20 protein-coding genes are annotated in these 21,011 nt (G+C 40.6%); 10 read left to right on the top strand and 10 right to left on the bottom strand.

What is annotated here, in order from left to right:
- Position 1: 1 nt before the first annotated feature.
- From QUE46_RS04490 to QUE46_RS04460, 7 genes are all read right to left on the bottom strand, one after another.
- A complete protein-coding gene (locus QUE46_RS04490) occupies positions 2–634 on the bottom strand; it encodes an NADH:ubiquinone reductase (Na(+)-transporting) subunit D (protein WP_004587140.1) in 633 nt (210 codons plus the stop codon).
- Positions 634–1,383: a Na(+)-translocating NADH-quinone reductase subunit C gene (locus QUE46_RS04485; protein ID WP_286246389.1), complete on the bottom strand. Its 750-nt coding sequence runs from the start codon at positions 1,381–1,383 to the stop codon at positions 634–636. Before QUE46_RS04485 ends, QUE46_RS04490 begins: the two co-directional genes overlap by 1 nt.
- Positions 1,376–2,578 carry an NADH:ubiquinone reductase (Na(+)-transporting) subunit B gene (locus tag QUE46_RS04480; protein WP_286246388.1) on the bottom strand — a complete coding sequence of 401 codons (1,203 nt, stop codon included), beginning with the start codon at positions 2,576–2,578 and terminating at the stop codon, positions 1,376–1,378. The genes QUE46_RS04485 and QUE46_RS04480 overlap by 8 nt, the downstream gene beginning before the upstream one ends.
- Positions 2,579–2,581: 3 nt before the next feature.
- Positions 2,582–3,925, bottom strand: a complete 1,344-nt coding sequence (locus QUE46_RS04475) for a Na(+)-translocating NADH-quinone reductase subunit A (RefSeq protein WP_286246387.1) — start codon at positions 3,923–3,925, stop codon at positions 2,582–2,584.
- A gap of 354 nt (positions 3,926–4,279) precedes the next feature.
- Positions 4,280–5,473 carry an enoyl-ACP reductase FabV gene (gene fabV / locus QUE46_RS04470; RefSeq protein WP_286246386.1) on the bottom strand — a complete coding sequence of 398 codons (1,194 nt, stop codon included), beginning with the start codon at positions 5,471–5,473 and terminating at the stop codon, positions 4,280–4,282.
- A 125-nt stretch (positions 5,474–5,598) separates the two neighbouring features.
- Positions 5,599–5,910, bottom strand: coding sequence for a BolA family transcriptional regulator (locus tag QUE46_RS04465; RefSeq protein ID WP_286246385.1), 312 nt, complete (start codon positions 5,908–5,910; stop codon positions 5,599–5,601).
- Positions 5,911–5,965: 55 nt separating this feature from the next.
- Complete coding sequence (locus tag QUE46_RS04460; protein ID WP_286246384.1) at positions 5,966–6,577, bottom strand: alpha-ketoglutarate-dependent dioxygenase AlkB; 612 nt, start codon at positions 6,575–6,577, stop codon at positions 5,966–5,968.
- 42 nt (positions 6,578–6,619) lie between these two features.
- On the opposite strand from QUE46_RS04460, the gene QUE46_RS04455 reads away from it, so the two are divergent.
- From QUE46_RS04455 to QUE46_RS04440, 4 genes are read left to right on the top strand one after another with little or no spacing between them, the layout of a single operon-like run.
- The gene (locus QUE46_RS04455; RefSeq protein WP_286246383.1) at positions 6,620–7,762 is read left to right on the top strand and encodes a methyltransferase; all 1,143 of its coding nucleotides are present in this window, start codon (positions 6,620–6,622) and stop codon (positions 7,760–7,762) included.
- A 1-nt stretch (position 7,763) separates the two neighbouring features.
- Positions 7,764–8,324, top strand: coding sequence for a YajG family lipoprotein (locus QUE46_RS04450; protein WP_286246382.1), 561 nt, complete (start codon positions 7,764–7,766; stop codon positions 8,322–8,324).
- Positions 8,325–8,326: 2 nt separating this feature from the next.
- Positions 8,327–8,944 carry a peptidylprolyl isomerase gene (locus tag QUE46_RS04445; RefSeq protein ID WP_055014962.1) on the top strand — a complete coding sequence of 206 codons (618 nt, stop codon included), beginning with the start codon at positions 8,327–8,329 and terminating at the stop codon, positions 8,942–8,944.
- Positions 8,945–8,990: 46 nt separating this feature from the next.
- Positions 8,991–10,370: an MFS transporter gene (locus tag QUE46_RS04440; RefSeq protein WP_004587150.1), complete on the top strand. Its 1,380-nt coding sequence runs from the start codon at positions 8,991–8,993 to the stop codon at positions 10,368–10,370.
- A gap of 71 nt (positions 10,371–10,441) precedes the next feature.
- Here QUE46_RS04440 and QUE46_RS04435 read toward each other — a convergent pair whose 3' ends face one another.
- The gene (locus tag QUE46_RS04435; RefSeq protein ID WP_004587151.1) at positions 10,442–10,681 is read right to left on the bottom strand and encodes a helix-turn-helix domain-containing protein; all 240 of its coding nucleotides are present in this window, start codon (positions 10,679–10,681) and stop codon (positions 10,442–10,444) included.
- Positions 10,682–11,180: 499 nt separating this feature from the next.
- Between QUE46_RS04435 and QUE46_RS04430 the strand changes: the two genes are divergently transcribed.
- Positions 11,181–11,369 carry a hypothetical protein gene (locus QUE46_RS04430; RefSeq protein ID WP_286246381.1) on the top strand — a complete coding sequence of 63 codons (189 nt, stop codon included), beginning with the start codon at positions 11,181–11,183 and terminating at the stop codon, positions 11,367–11,369.
- 48 nt (positions 11,370–11,417) lie between these two features.
- Here QUE46_RS04430 and erpA read toward each other — a convergent pair whose 3' ends face one another.
- Positions 11,418–11,756 (bottom strand): iron-sulfur cluster insertion protein ErpA, encoded by a 339-nt coding sequence (gene erpA / locus QUE46_RS04425; RefSeq protein ID WP_002958911.1) that lies wholly within the window; start codon positions 11,754–11,756, stop codon positions 11,418–11,420.
- A gap of 247 nt (positions 11,757–12,003) precedes the next feature.
- On the opposite strand from erpA, the gene QUE46_RS04420 reads away from it, so the two are divergent.
- From QUE46_RS04420 to QUE46_RS04400, 5 genes are all read left to right on the top strand, one after another.
- Complete coding sequence (locus QUE46_RS04420; protein ID WP_286246380.1) at positions 12,004–13,686, top strand: chloride channel protein; 1,683 nt, start codon at positions 12,004–12,006, stop codon at positions 13,684–13,686.
- A 7-nt stretch (positions 13,687–13,693) separates the two neighbouring features.
- Positions 13,694–14,128 carry a CopD family protein gene (locus tag QUE46_RS04415; RefSeq protein WP_055019818.1) on the top strand — a complete coding sequence of 145 codons (435 nt, stop codon included), beginning with the start codon at positions 13,694–13,696 and terminating at the stop codon, positions 14,126–14,128.
- A gap of 115 nt (positions 14,129–14,243) precedes the next feature.
- On the top strand, positions 14,244–15,260 hold the full coding sequence (locus QUE46_RS04410; protein WP_286246379.1) for an aspartate carbamoyltransferase: 1,017 nt from the start codon (positions 14,244–14,246) through the stop codon (positions 15,258–15,260).
- 35 nt (positions 15,261–15,295) lie between these two features.
- The gene (gene hemL / locus QUE46_RS04405) at positions 15,296–16,576 is read left to right on the top strand and encodes a glutamate-1-semialdehyde 2,1-aminomutase (RefSeq protein WP_286246378.1); all 1,281 of its coding nucleotides are present in this window, start codon (positions 15,296–15,298) and stop codon (positions 16,574–16,576) included.
- A 173-nt stretch (positions 16,577–16,749) separates the two neighbouring features.
- The gene (locus QUE46_RS04400) at positions 16,750–18,591 is read left to right on the top strand and encodes a methyl-accepting chemotaxis protein (RefSeq protein WP_286246377.1); all 1,842 of its coding nucleotides are present in this window, start codon (positions 16,750–16,752) and stop codon (positions 18,589–18,591) included.
- A 62-nt stretch (positions 18,592–18,653) separates the two neighbouring features.
- Here the strand turns inward: QUE46_RS04400 and mrcB are convergent, their stop codons facing one another.
- Entirely contained in the window at positions 18,654–20,996 is a 2,343-nt protein-coding gene (mrcB, locus tag QUE46_RS04395; protein WP_286246376.1) for a penicillin-binding protein 1B, read from the bottom strand.
- Positions 20,997–21,011 lie beyond the last annotated feature (15 nt).

Here is a 21,011-nt window from a genome sequence, read left to right as displayed (position 1 = left end):
CTTACGCTTTAGCTTCTACTTGGTCTTTCTTATAAGTACGAAGTACCCATATGAATAAACCAATGATGAAGAATGCACTCGGTGGTAAAATCAATAGACCCATAGGTTGATACCAACCACCATCTTGTACTAATGGGATAATATCAACACCGAATAGTGTTCCCTTACCAAATAGCTCACGAATGAAACCAACAGTAAGTAATACCACTGAGTAGCCTAAGCCATTACCAATACCATCTAAAAATGACATAAGTGGTGGCGACTTCATTGCGTACGCTTCAGCACGACCCATTACAATACAGTTAGTAATGATTAGGCCAACGAATACAGAAAGCTCTTTTGCTGTAGCGTAAGAGAATGCTTGTAATACTTGGTCTACAACAATTACTAGTGAAGCAATTATCGTCATCTGTACGATAATACGTACTGATGAAGGTATGTGGTTACGAATGCTTGAAATGAACAAGCTAGAAAACGCCGTTACTAATGTCAAAGCAATTGACATGATTAAGGCATTTTTTAAGCTAGACGTTACCGCTAGTGCAGAACAAATACCAAGTACTTGTAATGCGATTGGGTTGTTAGCTAAAACCGGACCAAATAGGACCGACTTCATTTCTTTAGTATCAGCCATTATTTCAACGCTCCTTCACGTACCTTCGCAAGGAAAGGACCAAAGCCGTTTTCACCAGTCCAAAAGTCAACTGTGTGATCAACACCATTAGAAGTTAGTGTAGCACCTGATAAACCATCAATTTGATGTTCGTTGCTAGCACCGCTTTTCATAATGTTAATAGGTAACTCTTTACCTTGCCATTTAGCTGTCCATTGTGGGTTTTGAATTTCGCCACCCAGGCCTGGTGTTTCGCTATGCTTGTAAAAGTTGATGTTTTTAACTGTTTCGCCATCGCTTTCAAGCGCTAAGAAACCGTACATTACACCCCAAAGGCCGTAACCTTGGATAGGTAAAATGATTGCATCTGTAGAGCCATCTTCTTTTTTAGAGATGTAAACAGGTGAGTTATCAGTCATACGCTGAATACCAGCAATATCTTTAACACCCTTCTCTTTTAAAGACTTACTGATGCTCTGGTCGAACTTGCTTTTCTCAAAATCAAATGAGTTAGGATCTACATCAACAAACTCACCAGATTTCATCTCTACAACTCGAGCTTCAATTTTGCCATTGAAAGTCTCTGACACAGAGCCTTCAACTTCAATGTCAGCTGCCGCTAGGATATTACGTTGAATATCTTGAGTTTTGTTAGCTTGCTGTAAAGGACGAAGCTGTACAGAAGCAAACGATACAATAATTGCACACACTAAACATAGTGCGACAACAACCGTTAACGTTTTGCCGATTGATTCGTTATTACTAGACATTACGTGCCAACCTCCGCTTGATATTAGCTTGCACTACAAAGTGATCGAACAGTGGAGCAAATAAGTTAGCAAATAAGATTGCTAGCATCATGCCTTCTGGGAAAGCAGGGTTTACTACACGGATCATAACTACCATAAAGCCAATAAGCGCGCCGTATGCGAACTTACCTTTATCGGTAAATGCAGCTGATACAGGGTCAGTAGCCATAAAGAACATACCAAACGCAAAGCCACCTAGTACTAAATGCCAATGCCAAGGCATAGCAAATACAGGGTTACTCTCAGAGCCAATTGCATTTAATAAGAATGCAGTTGCCACCATACCTAGGAATACACCTAGAACAATGCGCCAAGAAGCGATGCGAACGTAAATTAAGAATAAGCCACCAATAAGCACAGCAAGAGTAGATGTTTCACCTACAGAACCTTGAATGAAACCGTAAAACGCATCCCACCATAGTGCCATGTTGCTGTAATCAAGAGTGCCTACAAACGCTTGACCTAGCATAGTTGCACCAGAGAACGAGTCTACTGCAGTCCATACTGTGTCACCTGAAATTTGTGCAGGGTATGCGAAAAATAAAAACGCACGGCCCGCTAATGCAGGGTTTAAGAAGTTACGGCCTGTACCACCAAAGATTTCTTTAGCAATAACAACACCAAACGTAATACCTAACGCCACTTGCCATAAAGGAATAGTCGCAGGCAAAATAAGTGCAAATAATACAGAGGTTACGAAGAAACCTTCGTTAACTTCATGCTTACGCACAGAAGCAAATAGTACTTCCCAAAAACCACCTACTGCAAAAGTAACGGCGTATATTGGTAAGAAGAAACATGCCCCGTAGAACATTTTAGCGCCCCAGCCCGACTCAGCGGTTAATTCACCACCAAATAACTGGAACAAGCCAACCTGCCAAGAGTTTGCTAGTTCAAAACCTTGCGCTAAAGCACCTGCGGCCTGATGACCGATGTTGAACATACCAAAAAACATAGCTGGGAACGTCGCCATCCACACTAAAATCATCATGCGTTTTAGGTCGATATTATCGCGAACGTGAGTTGCGCCTTTATTTACATAACCTGGCGTGTAAAAAATAGTCGCGGCTGCTTCATACAGGGCGTACCATTTTTCGTGTTTACCACCTGGTTCAAAATGCGGCTCAATGTCTTCTAAAAATTTCTTTAAACCCATCTCTTAGCCTTCCTTCTCGATCGTTGTTAAGCAATCGCGTAAGATAGAACCATACTCGTATTTGCCCGGACAAACGAAGGTACATAACGCTAAATCTTCTTCATCAAGTTCAAGCGCGCCTAATGAAATTGCACTGTCTAAGTCACGTGAAATTAAGTCACGTAATAATAGGGTTGGCAAAATATCTAGCGGCATTACGCGCTCGTAGCTACCAATTGGTACCATGGCACGTTTTGAACCACCTGTAGACGTTGTCATTTTAAATAAACGACTCGGTGCAAGGTGAGAAAGGAATGTACGCGTTACAGAGAATTTATCACTACCTGGTGCAATCCAACCAAACAGCTCTTTTTCGCGACCTTCAAGTAAAACAGATACTTGAACGTGGTAGCGACCTAAGAATGCATGAGGACCTGATGAAATAGCGCCAGATAAAACAGAACCAGAAATAACACGGTTATCACCGTCTTCTAATTCGCCTGCCACTAAATCATCTAATGAAGCACCTAGTTGTGTTTTCACTAAACGAGGGTTTTTAACGCGAGGACCTGCAAGCGAAATAACACGGTCTGTGTTGATTTCACCAGTAAGGAATAAGTGACCATACGCAATAACGTCTTGGTAACCAATATGCCAAACTTGTTTATTAACAGATACTGCATCAAGGTGATGAATATGAGTACCAACTAAGCCTGCTGGATGCACGCCACCGAACTCATGTACTTCTACTTGAGCGATAGACGAGCTAGGAACTTGACTGCCAGCTTGCTTACATACAAATACTTTGCCATCGGTCAAACGCGAAACAACAGCAAGACCCGCTTCAAATGCAGCTGCATTTTCGGCGATAATTACTGCAGGATCTGCAGCAAGAGGGTTTGTGTCGATAGCGGTTACAAATATAGAGCTAGGATTTGCATCCAACGCAGCTACTTTGCTAAATGGGCGAGCACGAAGTGCTGTCCATTGACCTGACTGAACAAGTACTTCTTTGGCTTTATCACGCGATAAGCTAGCAAGCTCATCTGCATTGAAAGAGTCAAAGGTGATTTGCTCACTGCCGTTTACTTCAATAACAACAGATTGCAGCACACGTTTAGCACCACGATTAATTTCTTTTACTGTACCAGAAGCTGGTGCAGTAAATAGGACGCCTGGGTTCTTTTTGTCTTCAAAAAGTACCTGGCCTTTTTTGACTTGGTCATCCACACGAACATGCATGGTTGGACGCATACCAATAAACTCTTCACCTAGCACAGCTACACGTTTGATGGCAGAACCATCATGAATAACTTGCTGAGGCGCGCCCTCTATGGGTAAATCCAGACCTTTTTTTATGTTGATCATACGCACTTGCATTAATTAACGGAAAGAAACTGAAAAATCGTATCAACCACGTCGCCATTTGAGTTATCCAAGATATATCAAGGTACAAAAGAACAACTTGCTAGGAATATCAAACAAGCAACGCAGTAAAACTCCTCACATATTGCTTCGATTTTAACATCATTATGTACGACTATGCGAGTGTATTTATGAAAATTATACGACAGAAACGCTTATTTAGTTTTGTTAAGTGTTTTAAATAAAAATCAAGGTAGACCAAAGTGGTAGCCTAAGCACCTAACTGCCACAAAATATTTAAAACACTAAAAGCAAAAAAGCCGCAATAAGCGACTTTTTATAATTACACAGTATGATTTAGTCAATCATGTTTGCAATTGGCTTCACTGCATCTACATCTTGCTCATAGTCAACAGCGTCAATGCCAAAACCAAATAAACGTAAAAATTCGTTATGGTAGCCTGCATAATCGGTTAGCTCATCAATTGAGCTCGTATCGACCTTATCCCATACTGCTTGAACACGCGCTTGTACATCGTCTTCTAGTTCTTTGTAGTTTTGGAATAAGTGGCCGCCTTCGTCAAAACGCGGTGTTTCGCCGTAAAGGTTTTCGCTAAATAAAGCATGAATTTGCTCAATGGTGCCTTCGTATGTGCCATCGGCTTTCATTACTTTAAATAAAGCAGAGATATATAATGGCATAATAGGAATAGCAGAACTTGCTTGCGTAACTACAGCGTTAAGTGACGAAACATAAGCTTGGCCATTTAAATCTTTTGTCGATTCTTTAATTGCAGCCGTTGCGCGGTCTAAATCTTCTTTTGCTTTACCTATTGTTGCGTGCCCGTAGATTGGCCACGTTAACTCTTTACCAATATAAGTATAAGCCGTGGTTTTAAAGTTATCGGCTAGTACATCGGCTTCTTTTAAAGCATCAATCCACATTTCCCAATCTTCACCACCCATCACTTTAATGGTGTTGTCGATATCATCTTGGCTTGCAGCTTCTACGGTTACTTCGTCAATTTCACGCTTTGACGTATTTAAATTTTTTGTGGTTACAGCATTGCCAATAGGTTTAAGTGTAGATGAATACACCTCACCTGTATTTGGATCAGTACGACGAGGCGATGCTAAGCTGTAAATAATACAGTCTACTTTGCCTAAATCTGCTTTAATTGTCTCGATTGCTTTTTGCTTAATTTCGTTAGAAAACGCATCGCCATTAATATTTTTTGACCAAAGCCCTGCTTCATCTGCAGCGTCTTGAAATGCTGCTGTATTGTACCAACCAGCAGAACCTGTTTTACGCTCTGTACCTTCTTTTTCAAAGAAAATACCTAGCGTTTTAGCCCCACCGCCAAATGCCGCCGTAATACGAGAAGCCAAGCCGTAGCCTGTTGAAGCACCAATTACTAATACATTTTTAGGCGCATCTTTTAGCTCGCCTTGTTGTTTTACATAGTTAATTTGCTCTTGAACATGTGCAGCACAGCCTACTGGGTGTGCGTTAGTACAAATAAATCCACGAATTTTAGGCTTAATGACCATTGATCATCCTATATCTTTTACAATAAAAATTAGCGCTAGTTTAAAGGCTAATACTAAAAACACTGATCTGATCAGTTAAACCTGACCAAATCCCCCTATTTATATTGATTAACCTACATTAATGGTTAATTTAGCTTTGAGCCGCCCATACAATTTGGAGAGTCAGGCGCTTCGCCGTTTTGTTCTGTAAATTCATCAGGCGTGTAAGTATGAATAGCTAATGCATGTATATGATTTGCTAGCTCATCTTTTAATACTTCGTTAATTTGGCGATGGCGCTGTAGTAATCGTTTACCAGCAAATTCTTCGCTTACCACAACTACTTTAAAATGCGACTCAGTACCGGCGCTGTGCATATGGCTTTCGTTAATTACGTTTAAATGCTTACAGGCAATCGCGCTACTAAGCTTGTCTTGAATTTGTTGTTGCATTGACATTAAAACACCATATTTAATCACTGATTTGTGCAGCTACTATAACAAGTTAATTTCACTAACTAAATTGCTTTTGTTTAATGTGCTCAATAAAGCGGTACGTTAAACTTATTCGCGGGTGCGCAAGCGTTGTTTGTTTGGGAATTGCGTGCTGGTAGTCGCGCTGACTATAGCCACTCATTACTAAGCAACTGCCGCTTTGTAATTTTAAGTCGGTGACTTTGTTTGTAGCTTTTTGCTTTAATTTGAGTACGCGCTCAGCGCCAAGCGATATGCACACAATAGTAGGCTCTGAGCCGAGTTCTATTTCATCATCACTGTGCCAACCCATCGTATCGTTACCATCACGGTAATAATTAACTAATAACGAATTAAGCGGCTTGTTTAAATGTCGCTCTAAACGTTTTCGCATCGCTAAAAGTACATCATCCCACGGCTCAACTACTTGTTTACTGTGTGAGTAGCCATATTCAATATTTAGGTCGCTCATAAAACATTGCAAACGTGGTATGGGTCCAGTTCTGCCATACACGGTGACATTAGGCTGCTGCCAGTTAAGGTTTTTTTGCAAATAATAAAACAAATCGAGGCTTTTTTGCGCACTAAGTGCCTTACTTTGATAAGAAAAGCCGTTTGGTAACTGTTGGGGGTTGGCGTTTTGCCGTTGCATGTTAGAATTTACCTACATTAGATTACTGATCAACAAACCATTATGACGACGCAAGCCCTGCTAGGCGATAAAACATTTACTCTTGAACGTTTCCCTTTGGATCAAAAAAACCGCAGTTTACAAGCGTGGGATTCGGCCGATGAGTACCTTATCAATTATGTTAACGAACATCATCCTGATTGTCGCTCATTACTCATTTTAAACGACGCCTTTGGTGCCCTTGCCTGTTATTTTAGTGAATTAACGGTTTGTTCAGTTAACGATTCTTATATTAGCCACCAAGCTGCAGCCTATAATTTAAAAGAAAATAAACTACCAACAGCCCAATTTACACAATTAGATAGCTTATCTGCGCTGCCTGAAGAGGTTGATTTAGTACTCATAAAAATACCGCGTAACGTAGGCTTTTTACAGTTTCAATTAAGCGAGTTGAGTGAAGTACTTGCCCCTGGCACACCGGTGATTGCCGCAGGTAAAACCAAAGAAATTCATAACTCAACTATAAAAGCGTTTGAGCAATTTATTGGCGAAACCAAAACCAGTTTAGCTGTTAAAAAGTCGCGTTTAATATTAAGTACAGCAAAAGGCGGATATAAGGCGGCGAATTTCCCGGTAACTTGGCAGCTTGAAGGCACTGACTTTAATATAACGAACCATGCCAATGTTTTTTCGCGCGATTCGTTAGATATAGGTGCACGGTTCTTTTTTAATTACTTGCCGCAAACGCCTAAAGCAAAAAGCATTATTGACTTAGGTTGTGGTAATGGCGTAGTGGGTTTAATGGCGCTATCACGATGTCCAAATGCATCGGTAACCTTTGTTGATGAGTCGTACATGGCGGTCGAATCTGCACGTTTAAATGTTGAGCTTAACCAAGCAAATAAGTTTGATGATTGCCAATTTATAGAAAATGATTGCTTAACCGGCTTTGCAAGAGACAGTGTAGATATGGTGTTATGTAACCCTCCATTTCACCAAGCCCAAGCCGTTACCGACCACATTGCGTGGCAAATGTTTAAACAAGCTAAAGATACATTAAAAGAAGGTGGCGAGCTGCGAATTATTGGTAATCGGCATTTAGATTATCACGATAAATTAAATCGTATGTTTGGTAACTGTAAGCTATTAGGTTCAAACAAAAAGTTTGTAGTGCTCAGTGCAACTAAAAATAGTGGGATGCTATAAAATGAAATTAACTAAATTTATCTTAGCCTGTTGCTCAATGTTGGTGTTTAGCGCCTGTAGCAATCAGCCAAATCAGGTAATATTAAACCCAGTTTATAAAAACGGCCAAATTAGTGTTATTTCAGCCAGCTTGAGTACCAGCGTGATTGACTTACGCGGTGATAGCGCAACTCTAAAGCTTGTTGAGTCGGACAAAACCAAAACCTTTGCAAGCCGTGATATTGTGACCTCAGTTAAAAGTGTTTTAGATAGCGCGCTTAACCGTAACGGCGCCAGTATTTCTAACCTTGCGACAACCCGCTTTGAACTAGACATTCATGCCTTGCAAGCACAAGTGACTGAAAAGCTAATGAGCCACACCAGCGAGGCAAACATCGAGCTAGGCGTACGAGTTATTCGCTCTACCAGCAATTTTAGTAAAGTGTACCGTGGCAGCGCTAATTTAGAAGGGCCGCTAAGCCATGATCGCGCAAAAATTGAAGGTCAACTCAATAAGTTGACGGAACAAATTATTACCCGCATTGTATCGGACCCAGAATTAATTGAATTTTTAGAAGGTTAACAATGAAACAATTTTTAATCTGCTTAAGCCTCCTATTTAGTGTAAGCACCTTTGCGGCGCAAGAAGGCCGTTTTGTACAAAAAGACAATATTTTTCCACGTGTAGAAATAGTCACGTCATTGGGTAGTATTGTGGTTGAGCTAGACCGCTCTAAAGCCCCCATTACGGTAAATAACTTTTTAACTTACGTAATGGATAAAAGTTACCAAGGCAGTATATTCCACCGTGTTGAACGTGATGTTGAAAACGACCGAGATTTTGTAATACAAGGTGGTGGATACGATAAAGACCTTGACGGGCTTCACGAAAACGACCCTATATTTAACGAAAGTGGCAACGGTTTAAAAAATGATATGTACAGCATTGCTATGGCATATCAAGACCGCGAACCGCATTCGGGCACTCGTCAGTTCTTTTTCAATATGGATGATAACGATCATTTAAACCCAGGTAGAGATTGGGGCTTTGCCGTATTTGGTAATGTAATGGATGGTTACGATACGCTAGATAAAATTATGGCCGTAGAAACCGGCTTTAATGAAAAAATTGGTTACGACTTTGTACCAAAAACGCCCGTTGTTATTTTAAATATTAAAGTACTTGAGCAAACACCATTATAAATCACTGAGGTGCAACTAAGTTGCACCCAACGCCAATGAAGGCCCTATGAGCAAAACCCTCTCTGTAAGCGAATATTTTTCGTATTTTAAAGATAAACGTTTAATCAATATTTTTATATTTGGTATGAGCAGTGGTTTTCCATGGGTACTGATTGGCTCAGTGATGTCGGCTTGGCTTAAAGATGAAGGCCTAAGCCGCAGTATGATTGGCTTATTTGGTATTGTATTTGGCGCATACAGCATTAACTTTATGTGGTCGCCACTTATTGATAGAACCAAACTGCCCTTATTGTATAAGTGGTTTGGGCAACGCCGTAGCTGGATTTTATTTTGCCAAAGCTTTATGTTTATTGGCACCTTGCTTTTAGCGGGCCTTGATTTAAAAGCAAACTTAGCGATTGCCGCGGGCCTGTGTTTACTGATCGCAGTGGCGTCTGCCACTCAAGACATAGCCATTGATGCTTTTAGAATAGACACGTTAAGCGAAAACGAATCTCACAAAGCCACTGCAGCTGCTGCTATGGCCACATCGGGTTGGTGGACAGGTTATGCATTACTGGGTGCCATTCCTTTTTACATGGCCGATATACCCTCATTAGATTGGCCACAAGTGTATTACTTTTTAGCCGCTGTTATGTTGATACTAATGAGCGGCGTGTTATTTGCCAAAGAGCCTAAATCAAACCGAGAAGCTGTTCACGCAGAGCTCGAGCGCGTATACCTTGAAAAACTGGCCAGCATTAAACAAACGCCCTTTACTAAAGTGATTGCTTGGCTTGGCGTTACAGTGGTTGATCCCTTTAAAACCTTTTTTGCTAAAAATGGGGTTAAAACAGCCCTTGCCTTATTAGCATTTATTTTCTTATTTAAAATAGGCGAAGCTTTTTTGGGGCGCATGTCGATTGTTTTTTATAAAGAAATAGGCTTTAGCAATAGCGATATAGCCACTTTTTCAAAAGTAGGCACGGCAGTACTCACCATTGCTTTTACCTTTGTGGGCAGCTTGTTTAATCAAAAGTACGGCATTGTAAAAGGGTTATTTATAAGTGGTGTGGCAATGGCGGGGTCTAATTTAGCCTTTTCGGCTATTGCGCTGGTTGGCCCTAATTTAGGCTTGTACGCTTTTGCTATTGTAATTGATGGCTTTACTCAGGCTTGGTCGTTAGTGGCTATGGTGGCGTTTATATCGATGTTATGCGACCGGGCATTTAGTGCAACACATTATGCATTACTGGCTTCGCTTGGCAATTTAGGACGAACCTTGCTTTCGAGCTACAGTGGTGTGGTTATTGATGATTGGCTAATGGGGAATTGGGCATTATTTTTTGTGTTAACGGCATTAATGGTAATACCTTCGCTGGTGTTTTTATATTTGATTAGGCATAAGCTGTATCAGCTTGAGCAAAATTACCATAAAAATATGTAATGCATCCCTGCATTAACGTGATTTGCTTAGGCCGTTCAAGTGCCCCTTATAACACCCTAAGCAAAACAATATTAATCCGCTTTAATTAAGCCTAGCGCTTCATGCGGATCAACTTCAAGTGCATTACAGTAACGTACAAACTCAATAACATCTAAGCGGCGTTCTTGATTTTCAATCTTACCGATAAATGAATGAGGTGTTCCTAGCACTTGTGCCAGGCTACGCATTGTATGACCCTTTTCATGGCGTTTTGTTTTAAGCCATTTAGTTAGCTTTTCGTTTTCTTCTGAAGAAACAGTTTTGCCCATCATTTTACATCTCCTACTAGATGATATGACATACCCGTCAAAGCAGTAGTCACACAATGATTGGAGGCATATAAGCAGATACCCACTACAATATTCAATAGCAAGCTATTGCTTAAATAAGCAAAGGTATTGCTACTTATCCAACCTACCAATCTATTCAGTGCTAACCCGCAAAAATAGGATATAGGTTTATTTTTATTAAGAGTGAAATTTTGCCCGTCTCACTCTTGGATACATTATATACTATTAACAGTTCGGTTAAATAATTAATTACATAGTTTGCATAAATTTACCCAACCACTAACCTTTACTTATGCTGAATATTTAAGTTAACGTACCAGAAATATTAAGTTTTTTCCTAAAAAATTAATTGTAAGATAAAAGCACTTTGTTACAAATTAACGTGCGAATAACCTTGCTGTGTTGATGTTTAAACAACAGTAAGGGTAAAAAAGTTCCCATAAATAACGTTTTTCCCTAACTAAGGGACTAAAGAGGAAGTATGTTTAGAGTCTTATTTTTGTTGCCTATTTTACTATGCTTTTTATGGTTTTTGTTTTTACGCCACTACGGAGTACCGATTAAACAAGGTAAAAAAGGCTTTTTATATATACTTGCCTTCTCTGCTTTTGTACTCGGTTTTTTTGTACTTATAATGCAACTCACCGAGTATAGCCCAACTGAATTTTAGGCATTAAAAAAGCCGCTAACGCGGCTTTAATAGCTAAGCGTAAATTGCTTAAACGCTAAAACTTGCACCACACCCACAGGTAGTCGTTGCATTAGGATTAGATACAAAAAAGCGTGCGCCTTCTAACCCTTCTGTGTAATCCACTTCGCCATCAACTAAGTACTGAATACTCATTGGATCAATAACCAGCGTTACACCATTTTTAACTATTTCTAAATCGCCAGGATTTGCTTTTTCATCAAAAGTAAAACCATATTGAAAACCAGAACAACCACCACCTGTTACGTAAACACGCAGTTTTAAATCTGGATTTTCTTCTTCGTCGATTAACTGTTTAACACGAACAGCAGCAGCATCGCTGAACTTTATTGGTAATTCTTCAGACATTTTAAAACCCTCAATATCGCAATGGCGTGATTATCTAATACCCGAGTGTTTTAATCAAGTATAGTCAAACATCTCTTAAGCCATCTTTGACTTTAACCATTACTTTAGCCGATACGATAGCAAAATGTGTTTTTAGCGATTGCTGTAATATTTGTTAATATACTTATTTAAAATTGCAAAATCACAAGGACTTACCTGCACACTTTTGTTAAACTGCTCGCTGAAAAAATGTGGCGGAGAATACAGCATGTGGCTTGAGCAACTCAGGCGTCGATTAGCAAAACCAAAAACCTCTGTGCAATTATGCTTATTAGGCGTAAGTGCTGGTTTAATTGCTGCATTTTTTATTATTTTATTTCGCTTAACGATTCTGTTTTTTCAAAGCTTATTTTTAGACACTCCCGATAATTTTACTACTCTTCCCACCCTTGAACGGGTTTTAATGCCGTTAATTGCTGCGCTACTGATTGCTACATTTGCTGCATTTACTGGCTTTAAGCACTATCGTCTAGGTATTCCTTTTGTTATTCACCGCATTAAACGCCACTACGGGCAAATGCCGCTTTACAACACAGTAAATCAATTTGTGGGTGGCGCACTGGCATTAATTAGTGGTTTTTCAGTTGGGCGAGAAGGGCCGTCTGTTCATATGGGAGCAACCGGCGCAAGTATATTAGCCGATAAACTCCATTTACCGCACAACGCCATGCGCACATTAAGTGGCTGTGGTGTGGCTGCAGGTATTGCGGCCTCGTTTAATACCCCACTTGCTGCGGTTATTTTTGTAATGGAAGTGGTGCTACGTGAGTACAAAGTGCATATTTTTGTACCAATTATGCTTGCCGCATTAACTGGTGCATTAGCGACCCAATTCGTGTTTGGTGAAGGCTCAGAGCTTGCACTTATTAGCATTACACCATTAAGTGGTTGGCATTACCCATATTTAATTTTATGCGGCATGGCTTTAGGCGCAATTGCCTATAGCTTTAATCAAAACTTAATGCTGATCATAAAAACATTTAAACCTCTAAGCATGTTTCCTCGTTTACTCATTGCAGGTTGTATTGCGAGTATTATTGCCTATGCAGTGCCCCAAGCTATGGGCTCAGGTATGAGTGCGATTACTATTGCGGTTGAATCGCCTGAAAATGCGCAGCTACTTACTACTATTTTAATAGCCAAACTGTTGGCAACCCTGTTTGCCATTGGCCTAGGAATACCGGGCGGCTTAATAGGCCCCGTTATTGGGCTTGGTGTATTAACAGGTACTTTAATGGCCTTTTTTGCCCAGTTTATAAGCCCAGGTGCTGACATTGCAGGCACATACGGTGTATTGGGAATGGCCGGTTTACTCGCTGCTACATTACATGCACCGTTAGCAGCATTAACAACCGTTATGGAACTTACATCCTCACCAGAGATAATAGTACCGGCCATGTTAGTGATCACAACTGCTTATGTAACGGCGCTGCAAGTATTTGGTAATCGCTCTATATTTTTGCAACAACTCGATTTTCAAGGGCTACCCTATCATGTATCGCCCGCAACAGAGGCGCTACAAAAAGTGGGCATAATGGATGATATGGATGAAGACTTTAAGCTGCTTTATTCCGACGATAAAGAGCAAATAAAAAACACCCTAGATGCCATGGACAGCCAAACCCCTTTAATCGTTTTTGATGAAGAAAACGGCTATCGCCTAGCAGAGTATGACCTTACCCTGATGTCGGGCGAAACCATTAATATAAACTACATTAGTTTGCAGGGTATTAGCAGCCAATCGACCTTAGCCGATGCCTTTGATATTTTAAAAGATAAACGCAGCGGTGCCCTGTATGTATACAATTTACTCGATGACCAGCAAATAATGGGGTTGTTACGCTGGGATCAAATAAATAATATTTTAACTATTCGTAACAGCCTACTTTAGGATTCTTATGAGCGCTTTACTAATTTATAAAACACTGCACATTTTTTTTATGATTGCATGGTTTGCCGGTATTTTTTATTTACCTCGGTTATTTGTATACCACGCGATGAGCGAAGAAAAAGCCTGTAACTCCATGCTTAAAGTAATGGAGCGCCGACTACTCTTTTTTGTAACGCCGTTTGCTATTTTAACCGCCGTTTTTGGTGTACTCACTATTGTAGAGTATGGCCGTGATTGGTTTAGATACAGCATGTGGCTGCACTACAAACTGGTACTGGTTATTATTTTATATCTGTACCACGGCTACTGCTTTAAATTACTAAGCGATTTTAAACACGACAGAAATACCAAAACGGACCGCTTTTATCGCATTTTTAATGAGCTCCCGGTTATTGCTCTGCTAATTATTGTTGCGCTTGCGGTAATAAAACCTAATTTATAAGCTTTGCAGCGCATGTTAAACTGCGCTGCAATTTACAATACTTGCTATAACACGCGCGATTGCGTGCCCCATTTTATGGATTATCGCGCCCCTTTGATTGATTAGGAATAACCCCATGTTAAGTTTCCAAGGTGAACATATATTGTCGGTAAATCAACTCGACAGAGACTGCATTGAGCGTATTTTTGCAGTGGCAAAAAAAATGGAGCCTTATGCTAAAAAACAAAAGCAAACAACCGTGCTAGAAGGCGCTATTTTAGCTAATTTGTTTTTTGAACCGAGCACGCGTACGCGTGTAAGCTTTGGTACTGCCTTTAATTTGCTGGGCGGTGGCGTGCGCGAAACAACCGGCATGCAAAGCTCAGCCCTTGCTAAAGGGGAGTCGCTTTACGATACAGCCCGTGTTATTTCAGCATACGCAGATGCCGTTGCTATGCGCCACCCAGATGCAGGCTCAGTAAGCGAATTTTCTGAAGGGTGTTCAGTCCCTGTAATTAACGGTGGCGATGGCCCAAACGAGCACCCGACTCAAGCATTACTTGACTTACTAACCATTGAGCGTGAACTAAACCGATTTGATCAAAATATTGATGGCATGCATATAGCCCTAGTTGGCGATTTAAAATATGGCCGCACAGTACATTCACTCTCTAAATTATTGTGCCATTACAAAAACGTAAAATTTTCGATGGTAGCGCCCGATGGCCTGCAAATGCCAACCAGTATTTTAGATGCGGTAGAAAATGCAGGTCATAAAATAGAATTAGTGAACAAAATGGAAGGGAACTTAGCAGCGGATATTGTGTATCAAACACGTATCCAAGAAGAGCGCTTCCCTTCACAAGAAGAAGCTAATAAATACCGTGGCGGCTTTAGAATTAGCCAATCAATTTATAACGCGCACTGTAAGCCAAATTCAGTGCTTATGCACCCGTTGCCACGTGATAGCCGTTTGGAAGCTAATGAGCTTGATAACGACTTAAACAGTAACGACAATTTAGCTATATTCCGCCAAGTACAAAACGGCGTATTAATTCGTATGGCACTGTTTGCTTTAACCCTCGGCGTAGAAAACAAAGTCGAGCAATATGAAGTAGACGTACCTTGGTTTAGCCGCAAACGCGACAGCTAAACACTTTTACCAAGCGACAACTTATAGGATTTTTCATGACAATTAGCCAAGACTTATTTAATCGTGCACAAACTTCAATTCCAGGTGGTGTAAATTCACCTGTACGTGCATTTAACGGTGTAGGTGGTACGCCACTATTTATCACTAAAGCCGAAGGTGCATTTACTTTTGATGCTGATGGTAACCGTTATATCGATTATGTAGGTTCGTGGGGTCCAATGATCATGGGCCATAACCACCCAGCTATAAAACAAGCCGTTCACGAAGCAGTAGAAAACGGTTTAAGCTATGGCGCCCCTACCGAAGCTGAAATTTTAATGGCTGAAAAAGTAAAAGAGCTTGTTCCATCAATCGAAAAAGTACGTATGGTAAGCTCGGGTACAGAAGCCACTATGAGTGCTATTCGTCTAGCTCGAGGCTATACAGGACGTGATAAAATCCTTAAGTTTGAAGGTTGTTACCACGGCCATGCCGACTCGTTATTAGTAAAAGCGGGCTCTGGGGCATTAACCATGGGTGTGCCAAATTCACCAGGTATTCCTGAAGATTTTGCAAAGCACACGCTTACCGTATCGTTTAATAACCTTGATGAAGTAAAAGCTGTTTTTGAAAAATACGCAGACGATATTGCTTGTATTATCGTAGAGCCAGTCGCGGGTAACATGAACTGTATTCCACCTGTCGAAGGCTTTTTAGAAGGCTTGCGTGCAGTATGTGATGAGTACAAATCGGTGCTTATTTTTGACGAAGTAATGACCGGCTTTCGTGTTGCATTAGGTGGCGCACAAGCATATTACAACATAAAACCTGACTTAACCTGTTTAGGTAAAGTTATTGGTGGCGGCATGCCTGTTGGTGCCTTTGGCGGCAAAACCGAAATAATGGATTACATTGCGCCGGTAGGCCCGGTTTATCAAGCGGGTACGCTTTCTGGGAACCCTATTGCAATGGCTGCGGGTTTAAAATCGCTTGAGCTATTGAGCGAGCCAGGCTTGCACGATAAGTTAGAAGCAATTTCTAAAGCAATTTGTGAAGGTTTTGAAGCAGGCGCTAAAAAAGCAGGCATTCCTTTAACCACTAACTACGCTGGCGGTATGTATGGTTTTTTCTTCACTGATGCTGAAAAAGTGACAACTTACCAGCAAGCCACTGAATGTGATTTAGAACGCTTTAAACGCTTTTTCCACTTAATGCTTGAAGAAGGCGTATATCTAGCACCTTCTGCATTTGAAGCGGGCTTTGTGTGTGCTGCGCACACAGAGCAAGAAGTTAAAGCTACAATAGAAGCTGCTGAACGCGCTTTTGCAAAGCTATAAATGGTTCAAATAACCCACGTTAATAGTTTGTTTATAACGTGTGTTATCAAGACTAAAGATTGAAAAAAGCCCAAAAGGGCTTTTTTTATTTGTAAACGCTTATAATTGAATGATAATTAAACTTATAGCGGTCTATATGACCTTACCCAATCATTTAACTATAAGGGATCCCTATGTCAGGACTGAGACACCTTGCTGCCCCAGCTATAAAACTTATGGCAAACTTAAAATATAAAACAAAAATAAGCTTGGTTTTTGGTATTTTATTATTACCACTCGCATTAAGTTTGTTTTTTTTGGTCTCACTTTTGAGCAACAGCATTAATGTCTCACAAATGCAGCAACAAGGGCTAAAAGGCTACAGAGCTATACTCACAAATCAGATGCAAGGTGAGCCTAATAAAAATATCAAAATTGCTCGTTCACTTGGGTTTGAGGTAAAAGATGGACAAGCAAATGAAGTGCTTGAGCTTGTTTCAATACAATCTAATTTAGCGTTAGATAGTGAGCTTGCTAGTGCTTATGTTAACCGCTCTTTAGTCACCCCAATCCCCGCATTAATAATGCAAATAAATGCGACAGCGCAAAGCGCTGACACGGTATTAACAAACAATCGTTTTACCCCTGATACATTTATAGCGTTATCTAATTTAAGTAAGTCGTTGCCTTTATACCTGCTACAACTGGATAAAATACTCAGCATAGCAACTAATGCTGATGCCTCTGTTAATAAAACACTCACCCCTCCTCTTACAAATTTACATACCGCTGTAGAGGCTTTTAAATCAGCAATTGATAAAAAGCTACTTGAGCCTGATGATATTGAACTTTCTCAAGATGAATTCACTAAGCTTACAAATCAAGTGCACGACAGTATCAGCCAGCTTGTGAACAAAAGTATTCCAACACTTGAAACGCTAATTGAAAGTAAATTAAATACGCAACAGTGGACCAGAAACCTAGTATTAGTTGCATCAGTGCTTAGTTTACTATTTGCATTTTACTTAATGGTTGGTTTTTACTTTGCAGTAGTTGATAGCATTACGCGCTTTGCTAATGCAGCCGATAGAGCAGCAAACGGCGATTTAAATGCCTCGATTAATTCAATCACGAATGATGAAATGGGTATTATTGCCACTCGCTACAACGCTTTACTGCGCGCTATTTCACATTTATTACTTAATGTAAAAGCAAGCACATTAGAGCTATGTGATGCTACCAAGTCACTTTCTCAGGCGAGTAGCCAAACTAGCCAAGATGTTGAAAAGCAACAAACTCGCGTAAACGCTATTCATGATGCACTAAGTAATATGGAGCAAAGTGCGCTAAGTGTAGAAGAGTCAGCTAATCAAGCTATGTTAACCGCGCAAGATGCAGCGCAGCATGTAAAACAAGGCTCTAACAACACCATGGAGCTTGCCAAATATATGCAAGACCTTCAAGTTGAATTTACCGAAAGCCAACAAGCACTAAATCGCTTAGCCCTAGACAGCCAAGAAATTAGCAAGGTAAGTAAAGGTATTAGCGAAATAGCCGATCAAACTAATTTACTTGCACTTAATGCCGCCATTGAAGCAGCGCGCGCGGGCGAACATGGTCGCGGTTTTGCCGTAGTTGCCGATGAGGTAAGGACCCTAGCTCAACGTACGCAAACACAAACCCAAGAAATCCATCAAATCATCCATTCGCTTCAACAAGCCTCTGACGATACACAACAAAAAATGCGCTCTAGCGTTGAAAAAATGGAGCAGTCGGTAAAAGCCGCCACTCAAACAAATGAAATTTTACAAAGTGCACAATACAGTATGGGTGATATAAAACATCAAGGAGAAGAGATAGCGCTGCGGGTAAAGGAGCAATCCAGTGCTACTACTCAAGCATTAAGTGATTCACAAGAAGTGAATAATTTAGGAGATCATACCCTGCAATCGGCACAGTCAACTTTGCAAGATGCACAGCAACTTAGTCGTTTGTCCGATGACCTAACAAAATCGATGCAGTTTTTTAAAGCTTAGATTAAGCTTCATAAAACAGAGCCGCCGTAGAGCGGCTTTGTTATTTTTGTAGCTTTAAAAAACTAGCGTATACACTGCGGCCTAGGTTCAAACTCACTGGCTCTTAGTGGTAACTGAATGACTTTGCCGCATCCAGGCGGTGCTTGTAAGCCTGTTTGCTCATTTACAAATGCCCATCTTATTGATGGTGGGCGTGTATCTGCTATTGCTTCTGGGTTGAGCGGTTTTAAGTAACGAATATAAGCTTCTAACGCGCCCACACTCCCTGTTAAACCAGTGCTTCTATTATCGTCTCTACCAAGCCATGCAACGGTCACTGTGTTTTGATCAAACCCTGCAAACCAGCTATCACGTAAATCATTACTAGTGCCTGTTTTACCGGCAAGCTGAATTGATGGAAAGTGCAAATTTAGACGCTTAGCGGTGCCGTCTTTTGTAACTCGCTTCATGGCGTATTTAGTCATATATACAGCGTCTTTTGCAAAGCGCGGCTCAGACTTAACTTTATGCTTATACAATACATTACCTACCGAGTCTGTTAGCGCAGATACAGAGGTAAGCTCTCTATACTCGCCATCTGCTGCAATAGTGGTATAAAGTTGGGCAACCTCAAAGCTCGACATTTCTACAGCACCAAGTAGCAGCGAGGGGTATTCATCTATATTACCTTTTGCTCCTAATCCTTTGAGCGTATTTGCTACTTTATCAACACCGACATCTAGGCCTAAATTTACCGCAGGAATATTAATACTATTACTAAAGGCTTTATAAAGTGGCAATGCGCCTCGGTATTGGTGATCAAAGTTCTCAGGCTGCCACACTTTACCTTGCTCGTTTGTTACTTGCACAGGAGAGTCATCAAGTAATGTGGCTAAGTTATAATGTGGTAACTGCAGAGCTGTTAAGTACACCGCGGGTTTAACTAAAGAGCCAATATTTCGTTTAGTATCGAGCACTCGGTTAAAACCTGAGTAGCGAACATCGCGCCCAGACACTAAAGCCGAAACTCCGCCTTTTTCTATATTAACTGAGATCATGGCTGCTTCGAGTTTATCGGTGTTAGGGCGTTTTTCTAGATACGGTAAACTTTTTTGAATGGACTCTTCCATCGCAGCCTGTTTTTGCAAATCAAAGTAAGTAAATACACGCACGCCGGCATCTAGTGTTTTTTGATCAGGTAATAACTGCTTAAGCTCACGATTTACCAGTTCTAAAAAGCCAGGGTATGACTTTTGTAAACTTGCTTTCATGGGCGCTATATCAATTGGCCGTTTAAGTGATGCACGGTATTCTTTTGTAGTCAGTAGCTTGTTTTCAACCATTAAGCGCAGTACTAAATCGCGACGCTCCATAGTGCGTTCTTTATAACGACGAGGATTGTAATACGAAGGCCCCTTAACCATTGCCACCAGCAGCGCTATTTGGTCATATTCCAGCTCATCAACAGGCTTTGAAAAATAAAACTCTGAGGCCAAGCCCATGCCATGCACGCCTTGGTTATAAGATTGACCTAAATAAACCTCATTCAAATAGGCTTCTAAAATCTGATCTTTTGAATAACGGTAATCTAAAATAAGCGCAATAAATGCCTCATTTATTTTGCGCACTAAAGAACGCTCACGCGTTAGGTATATATTTTTTGCAAGCTGCTGCGTTAAGGTGCTGCCACCTTGTACGGTACGCCCAGCTTTAATATTTGAATAAAGCGCACGCAAAATAGAAAAAACCGACACACCATGATGCTGATAAAAATCCCTGTCCTCAACCACTAATAACGTGTCTTTTAACATAGGCGGAAACTTATCAAGCGGAACAAATTCTCTATCCTGCTTTGAATCATTCCCGATACGGGCTATTTGCACAGGCTCTAAACGCGCACTATTTAAACGTCTGCCAAATTTATCTTTAATTGTGGCTACTTTTTGCCCTGCAAAGCGAAGCTCAATAACATGTGCTTGCTCTAAGCCATCGTAAAATTCAAAATCGCGGCGGTAAATTTTAATACTGTTTGCGGTTTTAACATATTGACCAGTGCGGCTCAAACGATTTACCGATGAGTAATTTAAACGTTCAAGCTCCCATACTACCTCTTGGCTTGATAAAAACTGCCCTGGGTAAAATTCCATTGAGCGTGCGTATACTTGAGCTGGCAACTGCCATTTATTGCCTTCAAATATACGTGTTGTTTTTGAATCTAAATAAATAAGATACATGGCCATCGCAATAAAAACAGCTAAGCTCAATTTCCAAAATATAGACCATGTTTTTCTCATAAATGAGCGTTTAACAACAGTGCTTGACGCTTTTTTAGTCGCTTTTGATTTGGCTTTGCGTGGCGAGCTAGTTGCTTTAGATGCACGCTTAGAAGTGGTTTTACTACTGGGTGTTTTTTTGTTATCAGCCATTTAAGTGTAATTTAT

The sequence above is a fragment of the Pseudoalteromonas sp. MM1 genome (assembly GCF_030296835.1).
In the GTDB taxonomy this organism is placed as follows: Bacteria; Pseudomonadota; Gammaproteobacteria; order Enterobacterales; family Alteromonadaceae; genus Pseudoalteromonas.
Note: the sequence above shows the minus strand (reverse complement) of the source record. Positions and strands in the feature narration are given on the sequence as shown.